This is a genomic window from Streptomyces sp. NPDC047971 (assembly GCF_040653355.1).
Classification (GTDB): Bacteria; Actinomycetota; Actinomycetes; order Streptomycetales; family Streptomycetaceae; genus Streptomyces.
The window spans coordinates 122,754-147,601 of the sequence record NZ_JBEZNW010000007.1 but is presented as its reverse complement, the minus strand read 5'-3'; the positions used below and the strand labels follow the sequence as shown (position 1 = coordinate 147,601).

Here is a 24,848-nt window from a genome sequence, read left to right as displayed (position 1 = left end):
TCAGCCGGGCAGGTCGGCCAGGCGTCGGCGGTCGAGCGGGGAGGCGCGCCGGTCGAGGCGCTGTTCCAGGAGGTGGCGGGCCGCGTCGCTGTGGCCCGCCTCCATCAGCGCGTACAGCAGCGTCTCCTCGACGACCTCGCGCTGCGCGGCGCTGCCGCCCACCCGGCGGAGGGCGGGCAGCAGCTCGCGCAGCCCCTCCACGGCCGTGGTCCACTGCTCTTCGAGGACGGCTTCGAGGGCGCGGCACAGGGGGGCGATGACCTCCCGCTGCACGGCGTCCGCACCGGCGGCGTGGGTGCGCAGCCGTCGGAGCGCGGGCAGGTCGCCCGCGGCGGTCAGGGCGACGGCGCTGTGCAGGGCGGTGAACGCGGTCGCGGGCCGTTCCACCAGGTCGCGGGCGACCGCGTCGAGGACCCCGCCGACGGGGACGGGACCCGTCCAGTTCCGGGACATCCGGGCGCGCCACAGCAGGGAGCCGGAGTCGACGAGTGCCCGGACGCCGATCACCTGGCGGGGTGCGAGCTGGGCGAACCAGCGGCGGCGTACCGCCTCGGCGTCGTCCAGGGCGAGTTCGTGCAGCGCCACGTGCCAGGAGAAGTGGGCCCGGTGCACGGCGCCCCGGCCATGCCCGCCGATCCAGCCGTCGAGCCAGTCGCGGCCCGCCCGGTGGTCCCCGGACTCGTAGTGGACGTGCGCCAGGGCGTGCACGGCGTGTCCGGAGGCCGGTTCGGCCGCCAGGGCCACCCGGGCGAGTGCGCCCGCCTCGTCGATGCGCCCCTGCTCCTGACGGAGGAAGGCGAGGAGCGAGGTGTGGAACCAGTGGCCGTCGTAGGCGGGCGCCGTACGCTCCACCAGCCGTTGGGCGAGGGTGCCGTCGAGGTCGCCGACCCCGGAGAAGGCGATGGTGGGGACCGCGATGGAGAGGGCGAAGGCGTCGCCGGGGTAGCGGTCGAGGTGGTCGATGAGGGCCCGGTCGCCGTCCTCGCCGCCGTCCCCGGGGCAGGCCCGGACCCGCCGGGTGACGACGTCGACGAAGGACCGTTCGCGCTCGTCGCCGCGTTCGGCCGCGCTGCGCTGGGCGTCGGCGAGTTCCCGGTGCACGTCGACGTCCGCGCCGCACTCGTGACCGAGCAGCGCGAGCGCCGCGTGCCCGAGGGCGAAGCCGGGGTCGAGTTCGGTGGCCCGGGAGAACGCCTCGGCCGCCTTCGCGCGTACCGTGACGACCCGCCCCAGCCCGCTGCGGAAGGAGGCCGCGGCGGCGGCGTGGGTCGACAGCGGCAGACCGAACTGGTCGGTGGGGCGGCGCCGGGCGGTGCGCGGGGTGCGGGTGAGCGGGGCGAGCACGGCCTCGGCGATGTCCCTGGCCTGGGTCCTGATCTCGGGAATGGCGGTGGTCTCCCACAGCTCACCGCGCCGTGGGCTGCCGAGGGTGAACAGGGGCCGCTCGGCGCGGCCGTGGGTGTCCCTCAGCCGGCCGGCGTCGGTGGCGACGCCGATGCCGAGCGGTCCGGGCGTCGCGAGGCCGTCGGCGAGCAGCCCGCCCCAGAGCGGGTCGCCCGAGGCGTCCATCCGGAGCCCGGGTCCGGTGCAGTCGACCACCCAGGCGACCGTCAGTTCGCGTCCGTCGGCGAGCGCGACGGCGAGCCGGCCGTCCTCCTGGGGCACGGCCGAGACGATCCGGCCGGCATGGATCCGCAGCCGACGTGCGGCGCGGGCGCGGGCGATGCTCTCGGCGGTGGTCGGGGCCATCCGGTGCCGGTGGACGTTCCACCGGGTGGCGTCGCGGTCGAGGAACTCGGCCCGCTCCTCGTCGGTGAGCCCCTGCCAGAGCGCCGCGATGCCGGGCCGCAGCCCGTCGAGTGCGGGCCGCCAGTCCCCGTGGTCGCGCATCGACGCGGTCAGATGGCGCCGCAGTTCGAGACGGAGACGGTGCAGCGGCAGGGCGGCGAGTCCCGTCGGGGGCGGCACGGGCGGGAGCGGGGCGACGGCATGGGGCTGGGGCAGCAGGCCGCTGCGGGAGAGCGCGTGGACCGTGCGGCCGGGCCGGTCGAGGACGAGCGCGAGGTCGACGGCGGTCAGCCCGCTGCCGACGAGCAGCACGTCGTCGTCGGCGCCGACGGCGTCGAGTGCGCCGGGCGCCCAGGGGCGGTCGACGAACCGGTCGGAGGCGCGCAGTGCGTCCGTGGCCCAGCCCGCGGTCCCGGCGGCGGGCCCGGTGGCCAGGACGACGGTGTCGGCCGTCACGGTGCCGCCGTCGGCGAGCCGGAGCTCCATGCGCCCGTCGGCGGTGTCGGCGCAGCCCGTCGCCCTGGCGCGCAGACGGCGTACGGAGACCGTGCCGTGGGCGGTGATGATGGCGCGGCCGAGGGTGTCGGCGAGGTACGAGCCGAACCGGTAGCGGGAGGCGAAGTCGGTGGCGGAGACGGCGGATTCGCCGTGCCGGCAGAGCCAGCGCAGGAAGTGGCCGGGGTCGTCCGGGTAGCAGCTCATCCCGCCGACCGGGACGTTGAGCCGGTGCTCGGCGACCTCGGTGGCGTACGCCGTGCCGCGTCCCGCCTCCGCCGCCGGGTCGATCAGGACCAGGTCGAGGGGCGTGCGCCGGCGCGCCGCGGCCTCGCACAGCTGGACGGCGACGAGCGCTCCGGCCGCGCCCGCGCCGACGACGGCCACGGTGGAGCGCGGACGGGCGGAGCTCTGGGACACCACGGTCACGACGGGAACCTCCGAGCCAGGCGGGTGCGGCAGTGAAGTGCACTATGTCGATGAACAATGTGCACTGACAAGGCCGCCACGTCCCCGCGACCCGCCCCGGATCGCTTTCGCGCCAACCGTGAGACATTGAGGCGGTGAGGATCTCAGCGAGAACGGACTACGCGGTCCGGGCGATGGCGGAGCTGGCCTGCTCCCCCGAGCGGCCCCTGAAGGCGGAGGACATCGCGGGCCGTCAGGACATCCCCGTCCGCTTCCTCTTCGTCGTGCTCAGCGAACTGCGCCAGGCGCGGCTGGTGCAGAGCGTGCGCGGCCCCGACGGCGGGTACACCCTCACCAGACCCCCCGGGGAGATCACTCTCGCCGATGTCGTCCGGGCGATGGACGGGCCGCTCGTGAGCGTGCGCGATCTGAAGCTGACCGGCCTGGAGTACCAGGGCGCCGCCGCGCCCATGCCGGACGTGTGGCGGGCCGTGCGCACGAGTCTGCGCCAGGTCCTGGAGGGCACGACCCTGGCGGACCTGGCCTCGGGCACGCTGCCCGCGCTGGTACGGGAGCGGGCCCGGGAGTACACCGACGACGTACGGACCTATCCGTAGTCGCGACGTGGCGGCTCCTGGGCCGTCACCGTGAGGGCAGGGTGAGTTCGCCGCCCCGGTAGAAGCCCTCGCTCTCCTCGACGACGTAGGGCGCCATGACCTCGCGCCGCTCCCGTTCGGCGTCGGAGGAGCGCCAGGCGTCGCAGGCCTCCTGGGAGTCCCAGAAGGAGACCCCGGTGATCTCCTGCCCGTCCTCGGACCAGTAGGCCAGGGCTCGGCGCAGCCCGTCGGGGGAGAAGCCGGGGCGCCAGGCCCGCTCGAACTCCTCCAGGGTGCCCGGCTTGATGCGGCGCGTGGTCACCCAGACAAAGTGCCGCTCCATCGCAGCCTCCTCGTGAACGGGGATCGGCTTGAAACGCGCTCCTCACCACGGTAGGTCGGCGGTGCCGTTTCCGCCTCCGAGGCGGGTCCCGGGCCGCCAGCACACGGCGGTGACGGCGGTGGCGACGGCGACGGCCGTCAGACGGAGGGGGTCGACGGAGTCGGGGGTGTCCGTCGGCCGGTGGTAGTGGGGGTTCCGGAAGTTCGCCGTGCCGGTGAGCATCACGGCCGGAATCCGCGCGTTCCAGAAGGCGGCGTGATCGCTGCGGCCCAGGTGGTTCACCGGGGGCAGCACGAGACCCGCGAGGGCTCCCAGCGGGCCGTCCGGGCGCGGGTCGCGCAGGGTGACGACGGGCAGCGCGGGCGTGGTCGCCCCGGCGGCCCGGCGCCAGAGGTCGGCGGCCCCGTCCGACGAGCGGCGATGGACCACGAGGGTGAAGTCACCCCGCAGTCCGCTCTCCCGCACGGAGGCGGCGACGCGCGGGAAGACCGCGCCGAACCCCGGCGGCAGCGCCTGGGTTCCCGGGCCCGTGGCGAAGCAGCCGACCGACTCCAGACAGATCATGCCGCCGACCCGGCGGGCGCGGCGCAGTTCCCGCGCCTCGACCCGGGAGCCGACGCACCCCAGCTCCTCCATGTCGAAGCAGGCGAGGGTGACCGCCGGCGGCCGCGGCAGCCCGCCGAGCAGCCGGGCGATCTCCAGGAGCGCGGCGACCCCCGAGGCGTTGTCGTCGGCACCGGGGCTCCCCCGGACGGTGTCGAGGTGCGCTCCGACGAGGACGTGGGGACGGTCTTCCCCGGCGGCCGGCCCTTCCGGCGTGGCCAGCAGGTTCGCGCCGGTGAGCCGCCGGTGCAGCCGGAACCGCGCCGGTGACGGCCTTCCGCCGGGACGGTCGGTGCAGCCGGGGCGCCACCGGACGTCGAAGGGGTGCCGTTCGGTCCGCCAGCCGGCCGCGGCGAGTTCCCGCGCCACATGGGTCTCGGCCCGGACCATGGCCTCGGGCGCGTGGATCCGGCCGCGCGGGCGGTCGGCGAGGAATTCCACGTCACGCCGCAGGCGTCGCGGGTCGGCCCGCCGGGTCAGTTCCCCGACGAGCTGGGCCACATCGGGGAGGGGGCCGTCGCGCACCTCGTGGCCGGGCTCCATGACCCGATGGTGACGCACGCCACGGCCTCGCGCGCCCCGTGGACGGGTGTGGCGCCCGGCCCCGGCGCGTTCGGGCGACGACACTGGGACGCGACCAGCACCCCACCACCGGAAGGAAGCGGAAGAATGGCGACGTTCGATCCGGTCACCCGTAGGCTTCGGCGGCTCTTCGCGGTCCTGGACACCGACGGGAGCGGGTTCGTCACCTGGTCCGACCACCAGCGGGTCGTGGAGGCGTACGCCACCACGTACGGGCTGGCTCCGGACGATCCCAGGATCCGGGCGCTGGCTCGGGCCTACTGGGCGCAGTGGCTCGGTCTGCTCACCCAGGCGGTGCCCGGGCAGGACCGGCTGGACCAGGAGGAGTTCGTGGCCGCCCATCGCGCGGTGGGCTACGACACGGACCGCCCCGAGCTGCTCCGGGACCTGGCGGAGGCGATCTTCCGCATCATGGACACGACCGGTGACAAGCGGGTCAGCAAGGAGGAGTTCGCCGCCTATCTCGCCGTCTGGGGGGTGTCGGCCGACGAGGGGCCGGCCGTCTTCGAGCGGCTCGACCTGGACCGCGACGCATATGTCTCGCAGCGGGAGATCGACAGGTCGCTGCGCGCGTTCCACCTGAACAACGACGACCTCGACACGCCGGGCGCCGTCTTCCTCGGGATCCACTGAACGGGGCGGCGGACCGGGGTGGGTGATGCGGGGCGGGCCGTGGTGTGGTCGGATCGGCGTCATGGACCTCACTGAGGAGAACGACGGTTCGCCGGGGCGGGATCCCCGAGAACGCCGCCGTGCCGCCCGTCGGGTCATCGCGAGCCGGACGACGGACGGGGCCGAGCTCGCGGAGTTCCTCGACATACTGGACCTCCGGCCCGAGGTCGATCACCTCTATCCCGGCTCCGGGACCGGGGACGGCAGCGCCGCCCGCCCCGGGCGGAAGGGCAGGGGCCGTCCGGCCGGCTGAGCGGCGCTCAGCTCCCTGCGGGCTCGGGTGAAGGGGCGGGGGCGGTCGACGGCCAGGACGGCCGTGGTCTGGCCCTCGCGCTCGTAGCGGCAGAGGAAGCCGCCCTCGGTGGTGGAGCCTTCGACGACCGTCACCTCGTCCCCCGCGCGGTGGCGCCCCGCGAACTGGATGCGCGAGCCGTACTGGTCCGACCAGAAGTACGGCAGCGTGCGGACGCTGTCCACGGTCCGTCCTGCCAGCAGATTGCGTACGGCGACGGCGGGTTGCTCGGTCGCGCTGGTCCAGTGCTCGGCGCGCGCCCCGCCGACGCGGGCGACATCGCCCACGGCCACGATCCGCGGGAGCGCGGTGACGCAGCCGGTGTCGCAGCGGACGCCGTCGCCGAGCGCCAGGGGGGAGCCGGTCAGCCACCCGGTGTTGGGTACCGCTCCGATGCCGACGACGACCAGGTCGGCGGGGAGCACGCGGCCGTCGGCCAGCTCCACCGCGGTGACGGAGCCGCGTCCGCGCAGCCGGGACACACCGCTGCCGGTGATCAGTTCGGTGCCGCCGCGCCGGTGCAGTCCGGCGCAGACCGCGGCCATCTCGGGGCCGAGTTGGGGCAGCAGCGGGAGCGGGGCGGCCTCCACCACGGTGACCTCGTGGCCGAGTGAGGCGCAGGTCGAGGCCGTCTCGGCGCCGATGAACCCGCCGCCGATCACGACGACCCGCCGGCCTCCGCCTTCGAGGGCGGCCCGCAGGGCGCGGGCATCGTCGAGGGTGCGCAGGGTGTGGACGCCGGAGAGCCCCTCGGTGCCCGGAAGCCTCCGGGCGGAGGCGCCGGTGGCGATCACGAGTCCGTCGGTGACGAGGGTGCGGCCGTCCTCCAGGAGGACCGCGCGGCCGGACGCGTCGAGTTCCCGGACGGGTGTTCCCAGCAGCCACTCGGCGTCGAGTGCGGCCTCCTCCTCCGGCTCGGAGAGGGCCAGTCGGCCCTCGTCGGCCCGCCCGGAGAGGAAGTCCTTCGACAGCGGCGGACGGTCGTAGGGCCGGTGGGGCTCCTCCCCGACGATCACGAGCCGCCCGTCGAACCCCTGGGCGCGCAGCTCGCGGGCGGCGTACAGGCCGGCGAGCGAGGCGCCGACGACGGTGACGGTCCTCATGCCGCGGTGCCTTCCTCGACGGCCGGCCGGACATGGACGACACCGCTCTCGACGACGACCTCGTGGGTGCGGACGGGCCGCCGCGCCGGGAGGCAGGTCGGCTGACCGGTGCGAAGGTCGAATGAGGCGGCGTGGAGCGGGCATTCGACCAGGCAGCCCTCGAGCCATCCCTCGGAGAGAGAGGCGTCCTGATGACTGCATGTGTCGTCGATGGCGTACAGCACGCCGTCGGCGTTGAACACCGCGATCGGCGGAGTGGTGGCGATCCGGACGGACTCGCCCACGGGGAGGTCTTCAAGGCGGCAGACGGGAATCACGGGCCCCCCTCGGTCCAGGAGTGAACTGCAGGACGCTTCGGTAACATCAGGTTGCGTATGGCGCATGAGGGAGCGCTATGCGCAACAGAATCCGGTCGGGGTGCCCGTCGCGTCAAGGGCTTCCCGAAGATGCGTGCCCAAGGGGCCGCAAGATGGCGAGAGTTGAGCTATGACCCGCGACCGCGCAGCAGCCCGACCGACCGAGGAGCCGGCGACGGCCGAGGAGACCCCCGAGCGGACCCCCAGAGGAGGGGCGGGCGCGATCCAGTCGGTGGACCGCGCCGTCAGCGTCCTGGAGATCCTGGCGCGGCACGGCGAGGTCGGGGTCACCGAGATAGCCGACGAGCTGGACGTGCACAAGTCCACCGCGTTCCGGCTGCTCGGGGTGCTGGAGAACCGGGGCCTGGTCTCCCAGGCACAGGACCGGGGCAAGTACTTCCTCGGCGCCGGCATCCTGCGTCTGGCCGGAGCCGCGGCCGTACGGCTGGACATCTCGCAGGAGGCGGCGCCGGTCTGCCGTGAACTCGCCGACGAACTGGGCGAGACGGTCAACATCGCGGTCCTCGACGACGACGCCGCGGTGAACATCATGCAGGCCCGCGGACCCGCCTCCGTGACCGCGCAGAACTGGCTGGGCCGGCGCACTCCGCTGCATGCCACGTCCAGCGGCAAGGTGCTCCTCGCCCATCTGCCCGTGACCCTGCGCGAGGGCCTCCTCGCCCGGGCGCTGCCGCGCTTCACGGAGCACACGGTGACGAGCGCCGGGATGCTGCGGGCCGAGCTGGACGCGGCCTACGCGCAGGGATTCGCCATCGCGGCCGAGGAGTTGGAGCTGGGACTCCACGCGGTCGCCGCGCCGGTGCGGGCGCACGACGGCCGGGTGATCGGCGCGATCAGCGTCTCGGGTCCGGCCTACCGGCTGGAGCGCGACCGGCTCCCCGAGCTCGCGGCGCGGACCGTCGTCGCGGCCGACGACCTGTCACGGCGCATGGGACACGGCCTCTGACCGGAGCCCTCCAGCACTGCCCCTCACGACGCGGGGCCGGGTCTCCCCGGCCCCGCGTCGTCGTGTTCCGGGAGCGTTTCGGTCCGCCGACGGGTTTTGCCCGACGTTAACTCCGGCCTCTTGACGGCTCGTTGCCGCCGTTCTCAGTATGTTCCCCACCGCGCAACTCATCGTGCAATACGCAACAGCCGAGGAGCCATCGTGTCGCATGAGGTTCGTGCCGTCGTTGCCGTCGAGAAGGGCGCACCCGTCGAGGTGCGGACGATCCTCGTCCCCGACCCCGGTCCCGGCGAGGTTCTCGTCGCCGTACAGGCCTGCGGGGTCTGTCACACCGATCTGCACTACCGGGAAGGGGCGATCGACGACGGCTTCCCGTTCCTGCTCGGCCACGAGGCGGCCGGCACGGTCGAGTCCGTGGGCGAGGGCGTCACGGACCTGGCGCCCGGCGACTACGTCGTCCTCGCCTGGCGCGCCCCGTGCGGTGCCTGCCGGTCCTGTCGCCGCGGCCGCCCCTGGTACTGCTTCGACTCCCGCAACGCGGCCCGGCCCATGACGCTGCCGGACGGCACACCCCTCTCCCCCGCGCTAGGCATCGGCGCCTTCGCCGAGAAGACCCTGGTGGCGGCCGGACAGGCGGTGAAGGTCGACCCCGCCGCCCGGCCGGAGGCCGCCGGGCTCATCGGCTGCGGCGTGATGGCGGGGTACGGCGCCGCCGTGAACACCGGCCGGGTCGGCAACGGCGACACGGTGGCCGTGATCGGCTGCGGCGGCGTGGGCAACGCGGCCATCGCGGGTGCCTGTCTGAACGGGGCCCGCAAGGTCATCGCCGTCGACATCGACGACAGGAAGCTCGACCGGGCGGAGAGGTTCGGCGCCACCCACACGGTCAACTCCCGTGGTACGGACCCGGTCGAGGCCGTCCGCGCACTGACCGACGGCTTCGGGGTGGACATCGCCATCGACGCCGTCGGCCGGCCCGAGACGTACCGGCAGGCCTTCTCCATGCGGGACCACGCCGGTGTGCTCGTGCAGGTCGGTGTCCCCGACCCGGAGATGCGGATCGACCTTCCGCTGATCGACCTCTTCTCGCGCGGCGGCTCCCTGAAGTCGTCCTGGTACGGCGACTGCCTGCCGAGCCGCGACTTCCCGATCCTCATCGACCAGTACCTCTACGGCCTCCTGGACCTCAACTCCTTCGTCACCCGGACGATCAGGCTCGACGACGTCGAGGACGCCTTCGCCACGATGCGCCGGGGCGAGGTCCTGCGCTCGGTGGTGGTCCTGTGACCGGCACCGCGCACACGCCTCCCCGTGTCGTGGTCATCGGCGCCGGCATCGTGGGCTGCTCGCTCGCCGACGAGCTGACGGCCCGCGGCTGGACCGACGTCACGGTGCTCGACCAGGGCCCCCTGCCCGCCCCCGGCGGCTCCACCTCCCACGCCCCGGGCCTCGTCTTCCGGACCAGCCCGTCCAGGACGCTCAGCGCCTTCGCCTCCTACACCGTGGAGAAGTTCCGCTCGCTGGAGGTCGACGGGGTGCCCTGCTTCCACCCGGTCGGCGGGCTCGAACTGGCCACCACCGAGGAGCGCTGGGCCGAACTGCACCGGAGGGCGGGCTACGCCGCCTCCTGGGGCATCCGCGGCGAACTGGTCTCGGCCCGGCGCTGCAAGGAGCTGTGGCCGCTGCTCGACGAGAGCAGGGTCATCGGCGGATTCCACACCCCGGACGACGGCCTCGCCCGCGCCGTGCTCGCCTGCCGGGCCCAGCGGGAACGCGCCGAGGCGCGCGGCGCGCGCTTCCTGGAGCGGCACACCGTCACCGCCGTCGAGCGGGAGGCCGGCCGCGTCACCGGCGTGGTCACCGACCGGGGCTCCTTCCCCGCCGACCACGTCGTGTCGGCGGCCGGATTCTGGGGCCCGGTGGTGGGACGGATGGCGGGCGTCGACGTCCCGCTGCTGCCGCTCGCCCACCAGTACGCGAAGACCGCTCCCCTGCCGGAGCTCGCCGGCGCCGCCGCCCCCGGCACCGAGGCGTCCCGTCCGATCCTGCGCTTCCAGGACCGCGACCTGTACTTCCGCGAGCACCACGACCGGCTCGGCATCGGCAGTTACGCCCACCGCCCGCTGCCCGTCGACCCGTTCGCCGTCCCGGCCTACGACGAGGCCCCGGTCATGCCCTCCTCGTTCCCCTTCACCCCGGAGGACTTCGCCCCGAGCTGGGAGGACTGCCGGGAGCTCATGCCCGCGCTCGCCGGCACCGAGATCGAGGAGGGCTTCAACGGCGTCTTCTCCTTCACCCCGGACGGGATGCCGCTGCTCGGCGAGGCCCGCTCCCCGCGCGGCTTCTGGCTCGCCGAGGCCGCCTGGGTCACGCACTCGGCGGGCGTGGCCAGGGCCGTCGCCGAATGGATGGTCGACGGCCGCCCGTCGCTCGACCTCCACGAGTGCGACCACACCCGCTTCGAGGACGCCCAGCGCTCCCCCGCGTACGTCCACGATCGTGGCGCCCGCCAGTTCGTCGAGGTCTACGACGTGCTGCACCCCCTGCAGCCCATGGAGGATCCCCGTCCGCTGCGGGTGAGCCCCTTCCACTCCCGCCAGCGGGAGCTCGGCGCGTCCTTCCTGGAGGGCGGCGGCTGGGAACGTCCGCACTGGTACGAGGCGAACGCCCCGCTCGCCGCGTCGGTCGCCGTGCCGGAGCGGGACGCGTGGTCGGCCCGGTACTGGTCGCCGATCGCCGCCGCGGAGGCCCGGGCGACCCGCGAGAAGGTCGCCCTGTACGACATGACACCGCTGCGCCGGCTGGAGGTCACCGGACCCGGCGCGCTCGCCTTCCTCCAGCGGATGACGACGAACAACCTGGCCAAGAGGCCGGGAGCCGTGACCTACACCCTGCTGCTGGACGGGAGCGGCGGCATCCGCTCGGACCTGACGATCGCGCGGCTGGCCGCCGACCGCTTCCAGATCGGCGCCAACAGCCGGGCGGACGAGGACTGGCTGCTCCGGCATGCCCCGGCCGACATCCACATCCGGGACATCACCTCGGGCACCTGCTGCATAGGGGTGTGGGGGCCACTCGCCCGCGACCTCGTGCAGCCGCTGACCCGGGACGACTTCTCGCACCGGGGCTTCGGCTACTTCCGCGTCAAGGAGACCCACCTCGGTCATGTGCCGGTGACGGCGATGCGGCTCAGCTATGTCGGTGAGCTCGGCTGGGAGCTGTACACGAGCGCGGACCTGGGGCTGCGGCTCTGGGACACGCTGTGGGAGGCGGGGCGGGAGCACGGGGTGATCGCCGCCGGACGGTCCGCCTTCAACAGCCTCCGCCTGGAGAAGGGGTACCGCTCCTGGGGCCACGACATGACCGCCGAGCACACCCCGGACGAGGCGGGCGTCGGCTTCGCCGTCCGGATGGACAAGGGCGACTTCGTCGGAAGGTCCGCGCTGGAACGGGCCGGCGAGCCACGGCGCAGGCTGACCCCGCTGCTCCTCGACGACCCCGCCGCCGTGGTCCTCGGCAAGGAGCCGGTGTACCTGGACGGCCGGCCCGCGGGGTACGTCACCAGCGCCGCCTACGGATACACGCTGGGCCGCTGCGTCGCGTACGCCTGGCTGCCTCCGCTCACCCCCGGCAGCGCGGTGCACATCGAGTACATCGGCGAGAAGGTCCCCGCCACCGTGGCCGAAGAGCCGCTGTTCGACCCCGACATGAGCCGCATCCGCCGCTAGGAAGGTTCTGGGATGTCACCCACCTTTGACGTGATCGTCGTCGGCCTGGGCGGGATGGGCGGCGCCGCCGCCCACCATCTGTCCGCGCGCGGCGCCCGTGTGCTGGGCCTGGAGAAGTTCGGTCCGGTGCACAACCGCGGCTCCAGCCACGGCGGTTCGCGGATCACCCGGCAGTCCTACTTCGAGGACCCCGCCTATGTGCCGCTGCTGCTGCGCGCCTACGAGCTGTACGAGGCGCTGGAGCGCGACACCGGCCGGGACATCGCGACGCTGTGCGGCGGCGTGATGGTCGGCCGGCCCGAGTCCCGCGCGGTGGCCGGTTCGCTGCGCTCCGCGCGGCAGTGGGACCTGCCGCACGAGATGCTCGACGCGAAGGAGATCCGGCGCCGCTTCCCCACCCTCACACCCACCGAGGACGAGGTGGCGCTGTACGAGGCACGGGCGGGGCTGCTGCGCCCGGAGAACACGGTGGCGGCCCACCTCCAGCTCGCCACGCGGGCCGGCGCGGACCTGCATTTCGAGGAGCCGATGGTGCGCTGGGAGCCGTACCGCGACGGGGTTCGCGTCCACACCGCCGAGGACACCTACACCGCCGGGCAGCTGGTGATGTGCCCGGGCGCCTGGGCGCCCCGGCTCCTCGACGACCTCGGCGTGCCGTTCACGATCGAGCGGCAGGTCATGCACTGGTTCCAGCCCGAGGGAGGCGTCCGTCCCTTCCTCCCGGAGAACCACCCGATCTACATCTGGGAGGACGCGGACGACGTCCAGATCTACGGCTTCCCCGCGATCGACGGCCCCGGCCTCGGCGCCAAGGTGGCCTTCTTCCGCAGGGGCACCGTCTGCACCCCGGAGACCATCGACCGGACCGTGCGCGACGACGAGGTCGCCGCCATGGCCGACCGGCTGTCCCGCCACATCCCCTCACTGCCCGGCCGCTTCCTCAAGGCCGCCACCTGCATGTACTCCAACACCCCCGACGAGCACTTCGTCATCGCACGCCACCCGGAGCACCCCGGCTCGGTCACCGTCGCCTGCGGGTTCTCCGGCCACGGCTTCAAGTTCGTGCCCGTCGTCGGTGAGATCCTCGCCGACCTGGCGCTGACGGGCACCACCGCGCACCCCATCGAGCTGTTCGATCCGCGGCGGCTGTCCGCCGCGCCCGCCTGAGGAGCCCGCCATGACGACGACGCCGCTGCCCCCGAGCCTGATCGCCACGCTCCCCGGCCGCTTCTACACCGACCCGGAGATCTTCCGGCAGGAGCAGGAGCGGCTCTTCGAGTCGATGTGGTTCTGCGCCGTGCGCGGCTCCGACCTCGCCGGACCCGGCGCGTTCCGCACGGTGCGGATCGGCCGCGAGAGCGTGATCGTCACCCGCAACAGGGGTGGCGAGCTGCGCGCCTTCCTCAACGTCTGCCGGCATCGCGGCGCTCGGCTGTGCACCGAGGAGTCCGGCGAGGTGCGGCGCACGCTCCAATGCCCGTACCACGCCTGGACGTACGACCTCGACGGCCGGCTGATCGCGGCGCCGAACCTGGTGCGGATGGCCGACGTCGACCGCACCGCCTACGGCCTGGTGACGGTGCACCTGCGCGAGTGGCTGGGCTACGCCTGGGTGTGCCTGGCGGACGAACCGCCGTCGTTCGAGGAGACCGTGATCGGCGCTGCCGTGGAACGGCTCGGCGACGCCGCCTCCATCGAGCGGTACGGCGCCGATCGGCTGGCCCTCGGCAAGCGCGTCACCTACGACGTGAAGGCCAACTGGAAGCTGATCGTCGAGAACTTCATGGAGTGTTACCACTGCGCCACCATCCACCCCGAACTCACCGACGTGCTGCCGGAGTTCGCGGAGGGGTACGCGGCGCAGTCCTACGTGGGGCACGGCGCCGCCTTCGCCGACGAGGCCAAGGGGTTCACCGTGGACGGCAGCGAGGGTTTCGCCCGGCTGCCGGATGTGGCCGAGGCGCAGGACCGGCGCTACTACGCGATCACGGTCAAGCCGACCGTGTTCATCAATCTCGTCCCCGACCATGTGATCCTGCACCGGATGTTCCCGCTCGCGGAGGACCGCACGGTCGTGGAGTGCGACTGGCTGTACGCGCCCGAGGTCGTGGAGTCGGGTGCCGACGTCTCCATGTCGGTGGAGCTGTTCCACCGGGTGAACGTCCAGGACTTCGACGCCTGCGAGCGGACGCAGCCGGCGATGGCCTCCCGCGCCTACCGGGCCGGCGGGGTGCTCGTTCCCACCGAGCACCACATCGAGATCTTCCACGCGTGGCTGCTCGACATGCTGCGGCCGCACCCCTCCGACCTGGCGTGATCACGGTCACATTTCGCATACATCTGCGCCGTCCGGTGAGACACCAAGCTGCCAGGGCGCCGTCGCATCGGCGCTGACCAGGAGGAACGAGAGACATGCCCGAACTCTTCATCGGCGGTGCGTGGCGGACCGCGCTCGACGAGCGGACCCGTGAGATCCGCTGCCCGGCCGACGGCAGCCTGGTCGCGGTGGTCGACGAGGCCGGCGGCAAGGACACCGTCGAGGCGATCGCCGCCGCACGCCGTGCCTTCGACGAGGGCCCCTGGCCGTCGACCCCGGCCGCGGACCGGGGCGACCTGCTGCTGCGCGTCGCCGACCTGCTGGTCCGCGACAAGGACGCGCTGGCCCGCGCGGAGTCCCTCGACACCGGCAAGCGGCTGGTGGAGAGCGCGTACGACATGGACGACATCGCGAACTGCTTCCGCTACTTCGGGCGGCTCGCGGCGGCCGAGACGGGCCGGGTGATCGACACCGGCGACGCGGGCGCCGACAGCCGGGTCGTGTACGAGCCGGTGGGGGTCTGCGGGCTGATCACGCCCTGGAACTATCCGCTGCTCCAGACGGCCTGGAAGGTCGCCCCGGCGCTCGCCGCGGGCAACACCTTCGTGCTGAAGCCGAGCGAGCTGACCCCGCACACCGCGATCCACCTGATGCGGCTGCTGACGGAGGCCGGGCTGCCGGACGGCGTGGCCAACCTGGTGCTCGGCGCGGGACCGGAGGCAGGCGCGCCGCTGGCCGACCATCCCGACGTCGACCTGCTGTCGTTCACCGGCGGGGTGCAGACCGGCCGCCGGCTGATGGCCGCGGCCGCCGGGACGGTGAAGAAGGTCGCGCTCGAACTCGGCGGCAAGAACCCGAACATCGTCTTCGCGGACGCCGATTTCGAGGCCGCCGTGGACATGGCCCTGACGGCCGTGTTCCTGCACTCGGGGCAGGTCTGCTCGGCCGGCGCGCGGCTCCTCGTCGAGGACTCGCTGCACGACCGGTTCGTCGACGAGGTCGTGCGCCGGGCACGGGAGATCCGGCTCGGCGGGCCCTTCGACGAGCGGGCCCGGACCGGTCCGCTGATCTCGGCAGCCCATCGCGCCAAGGTCGAGGCGTACGTGGAGCGGGGTCTCGCCGAGGGCGCGGTGCTGCGCTGCGGCGGCGCCCGTCCCGAAGGACCCGCGTACGACCAGGGGTTCTACTACCTGCCGACCGTCCTGGACGACTGCCACGCCGGGATGTCGGTGGTACGGGAGGAGTCCTTCGGGCCCGTCCTGACCGTGGAGCGCTTCCGCGACGGCGACGAGGACGAGGCGGTACGGCTCGCCAACGACACGATCTACGGGCTCGCGGGCGCGGTCTGGACGAGCGACGAGGCCCGGGCCCGCCGGATGGCGGCACGGCTGCGCCTCGGCACGGTGTGGATCAACGACTACCACCCCTATCTGCCGCAGGCCGAGTGGGGAGGGTTCAAGCAGTCCGGTACGGGCCGCGAGCTCGGACCGAGCGGGCTCGCCGAGTACCGCGAGACGAAGCACATCTGGCGCAACACCTCACCGGAGCCGCAGGGCTGGTTCGCCTGACGCGACCTCTACCGTCCAGGAGTCACACCATGGCAATCGCTCCACCGTCCCAGGCGGCCGACGACGCCGAGCTCGCCGAGTTCGGGTACCGCCCCGAACTGAAGCGGACGCTCGGCAACTTCCACACGTTCGCCGCCGGCATCTCGTACATATCGATCCTCACCGGCACCTTCCAGCTCTTCTACTTCGGCTACGCCAGCGGCGGCCCCGCCTACTGGTGGTCGTGGCCGATGGTCTTCGCCGGGCAGTTCATGGTCGCCCTCTGCTTCGCGGAGCTGGCGGCCCGCTACCCGGTCGCGGGCTCCATCTACAACTGGTCCAAGAAGGTGGGGAATCCGCACGTCGGCTGGCTGGCCGGGTGGATGATGCTCATCGCCTCGGTCGTGTCGATCGCGGCCGTCGCCCTCGCCTACCAGCTGACGCTTCCCCAGATCTCGTCCTTCTTCCAGTTCGTCGGGGACGGCTCGGGGACGTACGACGTGGCGACGAACGCGGTGCTGCTGGCCGCCGTCCTGATCCTCTTCACCACGGCCGTCAACGCCTTCGGCGTGAAGCTGATGGCGCGGATCAACACCGCCGGTGTCTTCCTCGAACTCATCGCCACCGTCGTGCTGATCGTGCTCCTCGCGATCAACGTGGTCCGGGGCCCGCAGGTCGTCACGGAGACCGCCGGCACCGGCGACGGGCAGAGCTTCGGCTACCTCGGGGCCTTCCTGATCGCCTCGCTCGCCTCGGCCTACGTGATGTACGGCTTCGACACGGCGGCCTCACTGGGCGAGGAGTCCCTGGACCCGTCCCGCAACGCGCCGCGCGCGATCATCCGGGCGATCGTCGCCTCCTTCGTCCTCGGCGGACTGATCCTCATCCTGGCGCTGATGAGCGTCTCCAGCCTGCGGGGCGAGAATCTGTCCACGGACGGGCTGCAGTACGTCGTCCTGGACGTCCTCGGCCCGACGGCCGGCAAGGCGATGCTCTGGTGCGTGCTGATCGCCGTCACCGTCTGCGCCCTCGCGGTGCACACCGCGGCGGTGCGGCTCGCCTTCGCCATGGCCCGGGACAACAACCTCCCCGCGTCCGGCCGGCTCGCGAAGGTCAGTTCCCGGTTCGGCACCCCGATCCTGCCGACCGTGATCATCGGTGTCCTGGCGCTGGCGATCCTGCTGGTGAACATCCGCCAGCCGCAGATCTTCACCGTGGTGACCAGCATCGGCATCGTGATGATCTACGTGGCCTATCTGCTGGTGACCGGTCCGATGCTGATCGCCAGGCTCCGCGGCCGCTGGCAGCCCGCCGAGGGGAAGTTCTCGCTCGGCCGCTGGGGGCTGCCCGTCAACATCCTCGCCGTGCTGTGGGGCGGGGCGATGACGCTCAACCTCATCTGGCCGCGGGCGGCCGTGTACAACGCCGCCGCCCCCTACCACTGGTACCTGCGGTGGGGCGCCGTCCTGTTCGTCGGCGCGATCGCGCTCGGCGGCTTCGCCTACTACTGGTTCGTCCAGCGGCACCGTACGGGCGTCCTGGCGGAGCACGCCGCCGCCACGTCCCCCGAGACCACCGCGCAGAAGAAAGAGGTCACCTCCTCATGACCGAGACGTCCGACAGCGCAGAGTTCGACTACGTCGTCGTCGGCGGGGGAACCGCGGGAAACGTCGTCGCGGCGCGGCTCAGCGAGGACCCGTCCGTGACGGTCTGCGTGCTGGAGGCGGGGCCGAGCGACGTCGGCGACGACGACGTGCTCAAGCTGGAGCGGTGGATGGGGCTCCTGGAGTCCGGCTACGACTGGGACTACCCGGTCGAACCCCAGCGGAGCGGCAACAGCTTCATGCGGCACGCCCGCGCCAAGGTGCTCGGCGGCTGTTCCTCGCACAACTCCTGCATCGCCTTCTGGGCACCGGCCGAGGACCTGGACGACTGGGCGCGCGCCGGGTGTACGGGCTGGAGCGCGGCGGACCTCTTCCCGCTGTACCGCCGTCTGGAGAACAACGACGCCCCCGGTGACCACCACGGCAGGACCGGACCCGTCAAGCTCCGTACCCTCAAGGGCGGGGACCCTTGCGGCGAGGCGCTCCTCAGGGCCTGCGCGCAGGCCGGCATCCCCACGACCCCCTTCAACAGCGGCTCGACGGTCGTGCGGGGCGCGAACTGGTTCCAGATCAACTCGGACGAGAACAACATCCGGCAGTCCTCGTCGGTCGCCTACCTCCATCCGATCCTGGGCAAGCGCCCCAACCTGGAGGTGCGCACGGGCGTACGGGCGAAGAAGCTGGTCCTGGACGGGCGGCGCTGTGTCGGCGCCGAGTACCTGGACCCGGACCTGATCCACACCCGGACGGTCCGCGCCCGCCGCGAGGTGATCGTCTCGTGCGGTTCCATCGACACGCCGAAGCTGCTGATGCTGTCCGGCATCGGTCCCGCGGAGCATCTGCGGGAGACGGGCGTCGAGGTGGTCGTGGACTCCGCGGGAGTCGGCGAGAACCTCCAGGACCACCCCGAGGGCGTCATCATGTGGGAGGCGGCGCAGCCGATGACCACCACGTCGAGCCAGTGGTGGGAGGCGGGCATCTTCTACGACACCGAGCCGGGACTGGACCGGCCGGACCTGATGTTCCACTACGGCTCCGTGCCGTTCGACATGAACACCAGCCGGCACGGCTACCCGACGTCCGAGAACGCCTTCTGTCTGACCCCGAACGTCACCCGCGCCAAGTCCCGGGGCACGGTGCGGCTGCGGACCCGTGACTACCGCGACAAGCCGAAGGTCGATCCTCGGTACTTCACGCACGAGCACGACGCACGGGTGATGACGTACGGCCTCAAGCTCGCCCGTCGCATCGCGGGTCAGCCGGCGCTCTCCGGCTGGGCGGGGGCCGAACTCGCGCCCGGCCCCGACGTGGTCACCGACGACGAGCTGCTCGACTACATCCACAAGACGCACAACACCGTCTACCACCCGGCGTGCACGGTGAAGATGGGCGCGGACGACGACCCGATGGCGCCGCTCGACGCCCGGCTGCGGGTCAAGGGAGTGGAGGGACTGCGCGTCGCCGACGGTTCGGTGATGCCGGATCTCGTCACCGTGAACCCGTGCATCACGACCATGATGATCGGTGAGAAGTGCGCCGATCTGCTCCGCGAGGACGCGTAGGGGCGCACGGCGGAACGCCCGACCCGGCGGTGCCGGGTCGGGCGCGCGCCGCCTAGAAGGTGAGGTTCCAGGCGTCGATCTTGCCGGTGTCCTGGGCCGCGTTGTCGTTCACACGGAGCTTCCAGACGCCGTTCGCGACCTCCGAGGAGGCGTTGACGGTGAAGGTCTGGACGATGTTGTCCGTGCCGCTGCCGGTCCGGTTGTGCAGGGTGTACACCGTGCCGTCGGGGGCGACCAGGTCGACCTTCAGGTCACCGATGTAGGTGTGCTTGACGTCCACGCCGACCTTGAGGGTCGCCGGGGCGTTGCCGGTGACGCCGCTGACCGTGATCGGGCTCTCCACGGTCGCGTTGTCGGCGATCGTGACGTCGCCGAGGTTCTCGAAGTACGCGCCGGGCGGCGGGGTGGAGCCGCCGACGGCCTTCAGCGCGTCGACCGCGCCCTCGCCGAAGAAGCCGTTCTTGGTCGCGGTGCCCTTGCAGCGGGTGTCCGAGGGGCACGCCCGGTCCGTGGCCTGCGCGCCCAGCTGGTCCCGGATCTGCGCCGGGGTGAACGCCGGGTTCACGCTCGCGATCAGCGCCGCGACGCCAGCGACGTGCGGGGAGGCCATCGAGGTGCCGTTCATGTTGCCGTACTTGCCGCCCGGGAGCGTCGAGTAGACACCGGAGGCGCCGTCGCCGCCGGGGGCGGCGATGTCGATCACGCCGTTGCCGAAGTTCGAGTACGAGGCCTTCGCGCCGCCGTTGCCCTGCGCCGCGACCGTCACGACGCCCGGGAGCTCGGTCGGGATGTCGATGCAGGCGTTGGTGATGGTGCGGGTGACCGGCGTGGAGTCGTTGGGGCTCTCGCTGTCGGTCGTCTTGTTGGCCAGGTCGTAGTTGGAGTTGCCGGCCGCGGCGACCTGGAGGGAGCCCTTGCCCTCGGCGTACGCCTGGGCGCGCTTGACGCCCTCGATGATGGCGGCCTGGTCCACGTTGTCGGGGCAGTTGAACTGCCACGGGTCGGTGTAGTAGCTGTTGTTGGTGACCTTGAAGCCGTGGTCGCCGGCCCACATGAAGCCACAGATGGTGTTCTCGGCGAAGAACAGGCTGCTGGTCGGCTCGGCGATGCGGACCGAGGAGATCTTCACGCCCGGCGCGACGCCGATGACGCCCTTGCCGTTCTTGGCGGCGGCGACGGTGCCGGCGACGTGCGTGCCGTGGGTGCCGACGTCCCGCCAGGCGCCGGCGCGGGTGTCCGCCTTGCCGTAGGCGCAGGAGACCGAGTCGGCCGCGTTGAAGTTGGGCGCGATGTCCTGGTGCTGGTCGTCGACGCCGGTGTCGAGGATGCCGACCTTCACGGAGGCGGAGCCGGTGGTGACGGCCCAGGCCTGGTCGGCCTTGATCTGCGTCATGTCCCAGCGGTTGGACTCGGTGAGCGTCGTCGCCGACTGCGACGGGTTCGCGGGGAGCGCCGGGTTGTAGGCGTCGGCGGGGACGTCGGAGGTACGGGTGGCGCCGACCTGCTGGACGCCGGAGACCGTACGCATCGCCGAGGCGAAGCCCGTGGACGTCGAGTGGGCGACCACGACGCCGATGGCGTCGTACGAGGCGAAGACCGAACCGCCGTTGCTCGCCACGGCGTTGCGCACGGCCGTGGTGTCACCGGGAGCGGTGATCACGAGGTAGGCGCGGGTGCCGGCGGCCCAGGCGGCGGCCGGTGCCGCCGCGTTCGCCGTCCTGGAGACCGATGCGCCGGAAGGCTCGGGGGTGGTCGATTCCCGTGCCTGGGCGGGTGCGGCGAGAGCGACGGCCGCGCCGAGAGCGGCGGCGGCCGCGACGGAGAGTCTCAGCCGGCTCGATATGTGGGAAAACAATGCGTCCTCCGATGGCCGGGGGGCGCTGGTGGCGCCGACCTGGCCGTGTGTGGTGTGGGGTGGACGCAAGATCCCAGACGTCGGCGTGCGGAAGGAAGGATTCAGCTCGACAAGCCTGGTGGCGTTACACAGTGTTGACCTGACGCGGCGCCGGTCGGGGTGGTTTTCCCCCTCGATGCGGCGCTTCGTTCCGGCTGGTACGTACCTGGTCCCCGGGCCGGGCGCACGGCGTCATCGGCGAGACCGCCACGGCGCGCGCGGGCGGGGCGCATCGTGGCGACGGGCAGGGTCGACCGCCGAGGTCGATGGGCAGGGGCTATGGGCAGGGTCGACCCCGAACTCGACCCGCGAAGTCGACCGGCGAGGTCCACGGGCGGGTCGACGGGCGGGTCGACCGGCGTCGCGGGTGAGGGGCGGCGTCCCGCCGGTCCCGGCCGTCAGTACAGGCGCGGGGACATGACCTGGGGTTCGACGCCGGGCACTTCGAGGACGCAGCGGGGGATGCCGGGTCCGGGCGCCGCCCGGACCGTCGCCGGGGTCGGCGGTTCGGTGGGCAGCTCGATGTGCACCGTCACCGGGTGACCGTGACCGCTCGTGGCGTGCCCCGTCTCCTTGCCGTCCACGAGGACCTCCACGACGGCGGTGTGACCGGTCTGGATCGTGACGCTGACCGAGTGCCCCGCGTGGTCGATGTGGAAATGGTGGCGTCGTCTCATGGGGTCGCCTCCGACCGGTCGCCGTCCACGCCCCCAGAACCAGGGTAGCCATCCGGCACCGGGGCAGCCTGGCAGGCGGTCCGGGCGGCATCACCCGAACAGCCGTCTTCCAGGCGTGCAACCACCCCTCCGTCCGGTGCACTGGAGAGGCAACACGTCCGCCGAGCATGGAGACGACCATGTACGAAATGCACGTCGGCATAGCGCCCCGCGACGGGATCTTCGTCTGGCACGTGGCCGCCACCGGCACCGCGACGGCCCTGTGCGGGCAGTCCCTCCACGAGGAGCCCCTGGAGGAGCGTGAGAGGACCGACCGCCACTGCACCCCCTGCATGAGCTCGTTCCAGGAGCTGATGAACGACCGGAGCTGAGAGAGCGGGGCCGGCGGCGGACCCGCGCCCGGCCCCGACCCCCGGGGCGGACCCGCCCGGTCCGATCCGGAGGAGGTCCTAGACCTCCAGCCGGTCCCGCAGGGCCGACAGCGGTGTGCGCTTCGCGGCGCGTTCGCGCGAGTGGCGGTCGAGCTCCTCCATGAGGCGGCGCCCGCGATGGCCGGGATCCAGCTCGTCGAGGATCCGGTCGATCTCCGCGAGCAGCGCGCCGTGGAGCTGCCACTGCCGGGGGTCGCGCAGGACACTCCGGAACAGCAGGTCGGCCACGTGGTCACGGACCGCGCGGGTCGCGACGAGCTCCCCGGCGAGCCGTTCCTCCGCGGCGTCGGCGTTCGTGGTGACCCGCGCGGTGACGAGGACGGCGTAGCTCACGAGGGCGTCCGCGATGCGCGCCAGGAGGTCTTCCAGGGCGATCGCCACGTCTCGCGGGAGGAGCTCCTCCTCCCTGCGTTCCTTGGCGAGGTCGGAGAGCGTCCGGGCCAGGACGCGCAGGACGACGGCGCAGATCTCGAGGGTGTCGAGCCCGGTGCGCAGGACGACCCGGTGCAGGAGTCCCTCCTTGACCCGCGGATTGAAGCGGAGGCTGTCCTCCGCCTGGCGCAGCGCCGCGTCGACGTCGGCCACGTCGTTGTCGAGCCTGCGCGCCTCGTGCAGCCGCGCCTCGTGTCGCCGGGCGGCGGCATGGGCGACCGGCGCCTGCGCCGCGACCCCCTCCCCCATGCGCAGCAGCAGCTGCCGCATCCTCCGTGCCAGGTCCTCGATGGACTCCCCCGCCGATCCGACCCAGACGGGTGGCACGAGCAGCGTGTTGAACAGCAGGCCCACCACGGCCCCGATGAGGGTTTCGAGGACCCGGTCCCACGCGGTGGTGGTGACCTGGGTGACGCCGAGGACGAGCATGGCGCTGATGGCGACCTCGGGGACGAACTCGTCGACGCGTACGAACCGTCCGACCACCAGCGAGGCCAGGATGATCAGCCCGAGACTCCACCAGGTCAGCCCGACCAGGGAGCTGAACGCGATCGCGATGATCACGCCCACGACCACGGCGTTGACGCGGCGGATGCCGGTCTTGAGCGTGGAGTAGAGCGTCACCTGGACGACGAGCAGGGCGGTGAGCGGCGCGGTCAGCGGGGCCGCCTCGCTGCTCAGCTGGAGGGCGACCACATAGGAGATCGTGGCCGCGGCGGTCGACCGCAGGGTCTGGACGACGACCGGGTCCCTGCGCCGCGCAAGCAGGTCGGCCACCGGTTGTCGTAGCGCGGCGCGCACGTCCGTCACCCTTTCAGGCTTTCGCACCCCGGCCCGCTTCGCACTCCGTACCGGGACGGCCCGCCGGAATGGCGATCTCGCCGGGGGTACGGTGGGATGGAGAACGATCACGCGTCCACGACGGATGGATGAAGGTTGTGTCGACCTCGAGCCATGCGGTGTCCGGCGCCCCTTGTTGGGTCAGTCTCATGGCCCGGGACCTCCGAGCCGCCGAGTCCTTCTACGGTGCCGTCTTCGGCTGGCACTTCCGGCCCACCCGGTTGGGTGAGGAGTTCTCCGTCGCCATGAGCGAGGGGGCGCCCGTCGCCGGGATCGGCGCCCTGGCGCCCCGCCTGGCCGTGGCGGTCGCCTGGACGCCGTACTTCGCCGTGGACGACGCCGATGTGACCGCGGCCCGCATCCGGGAGCGCAGCGCCACCGTGGCCGTCGGGCCCCTGCGGTTCGGCACGGGGCGGGCGGCGCTCGCCTCCGACCGCGAGGGCGCCGTCTTCGGCATCTGGGAGGGCGAGGTGATCCCGGACTGGAGCGTCGGCAAGGGCGGCGCCCCGGCCTGGCTGGAGCTGCGGACGAGGAACGCCTTCGACGCGGCCATCTTCTACGCCGAGGTGCTGGACTGGGCCGGCGAGCGGCCCGGCTGCTGTCAGGTCGCCTACGAGGACGACCAGGTCGTGCTGAGCCACGCGGGCGTCACCGTCGCGCGGCTGTTCGGCGGTGCGGTGGAGGCGGCCCCCGATCCGCAGGTCAGGCCACGCTGGCACGTGCACTTCCGGGTGCCCGACGTCGACGCCGCGGCGGAGGCGGCCCTCAAGGCGGGTGGCACGACCGCTTCGGCCGTCCTCCCCTCGGGGAACGGCCGGCGCATCACGCTGCGTGATCCGGACGGCGGGCTGTTCACGGTCTCCGACAGCGTGGAGTGACCATCGGGCCGCGCACGCGGGGCGTCACTCGCCCGCGAGCGCGGCCCGGCGGATCGTCGCGTCGAGGAGGGCCAGGGCCTGGTCCGCGGTCCGTCCCGGGGCGCGGTTCCAGGGTCCGATCAGGCCGGTCCAGCCCTGGGCGCGCAGTTCGGTGACGATCCAGGCCGCGGCACGGTTCATGGTGTCGGCGCTGCCGTAGCCGAGGCGGTGGGCGGCGAGCAGCGCGCCGCAGACGCAGCGGGCGCCCCGGGCGTCACGGAGCCGGTACGGGCGGTTCTGCCAGCCCCACTCGACGAGGACGTGGCGGGCGTGGGCGAGGTGGACGGACGGGGGCAGGTCGCTCTGCCCGACGCGGCGCCAGGTGTGCAGCCGGTCGGGCAGGACCGCGCCGAGGCGTCCCGGGAGGCGCCGTTCCGCGGGCGGGGGTGCGGCGACACCGGCGAGGGCGGCGGCGACCAGCTGGTCGACCGGGACGCTCAGCAGCCGGCGCCACTCCTCCGCCGGGGCTTCCGAGGGGACGAGTGGCTCCTCCATGGGGGCGGGCGGCGCCTCGGTGGGGGCGCTGCCCCAGTGCCGGACGATCTCCTGCCAGGCGGCGGTGTCGTGGAGCCGCGCGGCGGCGCGGTCGACGGTCTCGGGTGCGAGGGTCGGCAGGGACATGGGCGCTCCGAAGGCTGTGGTTCTCCAACTCATCAGAATGTCGGCTTTGCCCGGATCATTCTTGAGCGATCCA

21 protein-coding genes are annotated in these 24,848 nt (G+C 72.7%); 12 read left to right on the top strand and 9 right to left on the bottom strand.

The genetic code is table 11. The annotated features are described in order from the left end of the window. Entirely contained in the window at positions 1-2,670 is a 2,670-nt protein-coding gene (locus AB0D99_RS09850; protein ID WP_362358616.1) for an FAD/NAD(P)-binding protein, read from the bottom strand. A 176-nt stretch (positions 2,671-2,846) separates the two neighbouring features. Between AB0D99_RS09850 and AB0D99_RS09845 the strand changes: the two genes are divergently transcribed. Continuing rightward, positions 2,847-3,308 carry an Rrf2 family transcriptional regulator gene (locus tag AB0D99_RS09845; RefSeq protein ID WP_362358506.1) on the top strand — a complete coding sequence of 154 codons (462 nt, stop codon included), beginning with the start codon at positions 2,847-2,849 and terminating at the stop codon, positions 3,306-3,308. Between the two features lie 25 nt (positions 3,309-3,333). Here AB0D99_RS09845 and AB0D99_RS09840 read toward each other — a convergent pair whose 3' ends face one another. Beyond that, complete coding sequence (locus tag AB0D99_RS09840; RefSeq protein ID WP_362358505.1) at positions 3,334-3,630, bottom strand: antibiotic biosynthesis monooxygenase; 297 nt, start codon at positions 3,628-3,630, stop codon at positions 3,334-3,336. A 42-nt stretch (positions 3,631-3,672) separates the two neighbouring features. Continuing rightward, on the bottom strand, positions 3,673-4,776 hold the full coding sequence (locus tag AB0D99_RS09835) for a M28 family peptidase (protein ID WP_362358504.1): 1,104 nt from the start codon (positions 4,774-4,776) through the stop codon (positions 3,673-3,675). A 126-nt stretch (positions 4,777-4,902) separates the two neighbouring features. On the opposite strand from AB0D99_RS09835, the gene AB0D99_RS09830 reads away from it, so the two are divergent. Continuing rightward, positions 4,903-5,448, top strand: coding sequence for an EF-hand domain-containing protein (locus AB0D99_RS09830; protein ID WP_362358503.1), 546 nt, complete (start codon positions 4,903-4,905; stop codon positions 5,446-5,448). A gap of 216 nt (positions 5,449-5,664) precedes the next feature. Here the strand turns inward: AB0D99_RS09830 and AB0D99_RS09825 are convergent, their stop codons facing one another. Then, positions 5,665-6,882 carry an FAD-dependent oxidoreductase gene (locus tag AB0D99_RS09825; RefSeq protein ID WP_362358502.1) on the bottom strand — a complete coding sequence of 406 codons (1,218 nt, stop codon included), beginning with the start codon at positions 6,880-6,882 and terminating at the stop codon, positions 5,665-5,667. Beyond that, complete coding sequence (locus tag AB0D99_RS09820) at positions 6,879-7,199, bottom strand: bifunctional 3-phenylpropionate/cinnamic acid dioxygenase ferredoxin subunit (RefSeq protein WP_362358501.1); 321 nt, start codon at positions 7,197-7,199, stop codon at positions 6,879-6,881. Before AB0D99_RS09820 ends, AB0D99_RS09825 begins: the two co-directional genes overlap by 4 nt. Before the next feature lie 262 nt (positions 7,200-7,461). On the opposite strand from AB0D99_RS09820, the gene AB0D99_RS09815 reads away from it, so the two are divergent. The 8 genes from AB0D99_RS09815 to AB0D99_RS09780 all read left to right on the top strand — a co-directional run bounded on the left by AB0D99_RS09815 (position 7,462) and on the right by AB0D99_RS09780 (position 18,963). Beyond that, the gene (locus tag AB0D99_RS09815) at positions 7,462-8,205 is read left to right on the top strand and encodes an IclR family transcriptional regulator (protein ID WP_362358614.1); all 744 of its coding nucleotides are present in this window, start codon (positions 7,462-7,464) and stop codon (positions 8,203-8,205) included. A 201-nt stretch (positions 8,206-8,406) separates the two neighbouring features. After that, positions 8,407-9,492 carry an S-(hydroxymethyl)mycothiol dehydrogenase gene (locus AB0D99_RS09810; RefSeq protein ID WP_362358500.1) on the top strand — a complete coding sequence of 362 codons (1,086 nt, stop codon included), beginning with the start codon at positions 8,407-8,409 and terminating at the stop codon, positions 9,490-9,492. After that, positions 9,489-11,933, top strand: coding sequence for an FAD-dependent oxidoreductase (locus AB0D99_RS09805; protein WP_362358499.1), 2,445 nt, complete (start codon positions 9,489-9,491; stop codon positions 11,931-11,933). The genes AB0D99_RS09810 and AB0D99_RS09805 overlap by 4 nt, the downstream gene beginning before the upstream one ends. Positions 11,934-11,945: 12 nt before the next feature. Next, positions 11,946-13,100, top strand: a complete 1,155-nt coding sequence (solA, locus tag AB0D99_RS09800) for an N-methyl-L-tryptophan oxidase (RefSeq protein ID WP_362358498.1) — start codon at positions 11,946-11,948, stop codon at positions 13,098-13,100. Between the two features lie 10 nt (positions 13,101-13,110). Continuing rightward, complete coding sequence (locus AB0D99_RS09795) at positions 13,111-14,250, top strand: aromatic ring-hydroxylating dioxygenase subunit alpha (protein WP_362358497.1); 1,140 nt, start codon at positions 13,111-13,113, stop codon at positions 14,248-14,250. 95 nt (positions 14,251-14,345) lie between these two features. Then, entirely contained in the window at positions 14,346-15,818 is a 1,473-nt protein-coding gene (locus AB0D99_RS09790) for an aldehyde dehydrogenase family protein (RefSeq protein ID WP_362358496.1), read from the top strand. A 29-nt stretch (positions 15,819-15,847) separates the two neighbouring features. Then, a complete protein-coding gene (locus AB0D99_RS09785; protein WP_362358495.1) occupies positions 15,848-17,404 on the top strand; it encodes an amino acid permease in 1,557 nt (518 codons plus the stop codon). Beyond that, complete coding sequence (locus tag AB0D99_RS09780) at positions 17,401-18,963, top strand: GMC family oxidoreductase N-terminal domain-containing protein (RefSeq protein ID WP_362358494.1); 1,563 nt, start codon at positions 17,401-17,403, stop codon at positions 18,961-18,963. Before AB0D99_RS09785 ends, AB0D99_RS09780 begins: the two co-directional genes overlap by 4 nt. A gap of 52 nt (positions 18,964-19,015) precedes the next feature. Here the strand turns inward: AB0D99_RS09780 and AB0D99_RS09775 are convergent, their stop codons facing one another. Further along, entirely contained in the window at positions 19,016-20,818 is a 1,803-nt protein-coding gene (locus AB0D99_RS09775; protein ID WP_362358493.1) for a S8 family serine peptidase, read from the bottom strand. A 437-nt stretch (positions 20,819-21,255) separates the two neighbouring features. Beyond that, positions 21,256-21,534: a hypothetical protein gene (locus tag AB0D99_RS09770; RefSeq protein ID WP_362358492.1), complete on the bottom strand. Its 279-nt coding sequence runs from the start codon at positions 21,532-21,534 to the stop codon at positions 21,256-21,258. A gap of 179 nt (positions 21,535-21,713) precedes the next feature. On the opposite strand from AB0D99_RS09770, the gene AB0D99_RS09765 reads away from it, so the two are divergent. Next, complete coding sequence (locus AB0D99_RS09765; RefSeq protein WP_362358491.1) at positions 21,714-21,905, top strand: hypothetical protein; 192 nt, start codon at positions 21,714-21,716, stop codon at positions 21,903-21,905. Positions 21,906-21,983: 78 nt separating this feature from the next. On the opposite strand, the gene AB0D99_RS09760 is transcribed toward AB0D99_RS09765, so the two are convergent. Then, a complete protein-coding gene (locus AB0D99_RS09760; protein ID WP_362358490.1) occupies positions 21,984-23,207 on the bottom strand; it encodes an aromatic acid exporter family protein in 1,224 nt (407 codons plus the stop codon). Between the two features lie 179 nt (positions 23,208-23,386). On the opposite strand from AB0D99_RS09760, the gene AB0D99_RS09755 reads away from it, so the two are divergent. Next, on the top strand, positions 23,387-24,115 hold the full coding sequence (locus tag AB0D99_RS09755; protein WP_362358489.1) for a VOC family protein: 729 nt from the start codon (positions 23,387-23,389) through the stop codon (positions 24,113-24,115). Positions 24,116-24,139: 24 nt separating this feature from the next. On the opposite strand, the gene AB0D99_RS09750 is transcribed toward AB0D99_RS09755, so the two are convergent. Beyond that, on the bottom strand, positions 24,140-24,775 hold the full coding sequence (locus AB0D99_RS09750) for a hypothetical protein (protein WP_362358488.1): 636 nt from the start codon (positions 24,773-24,775) through the stop codon (positions 24,140-24,142). Between the last annotated feature and the right edge of the window lie 73 nt (positions 24,776-24,848).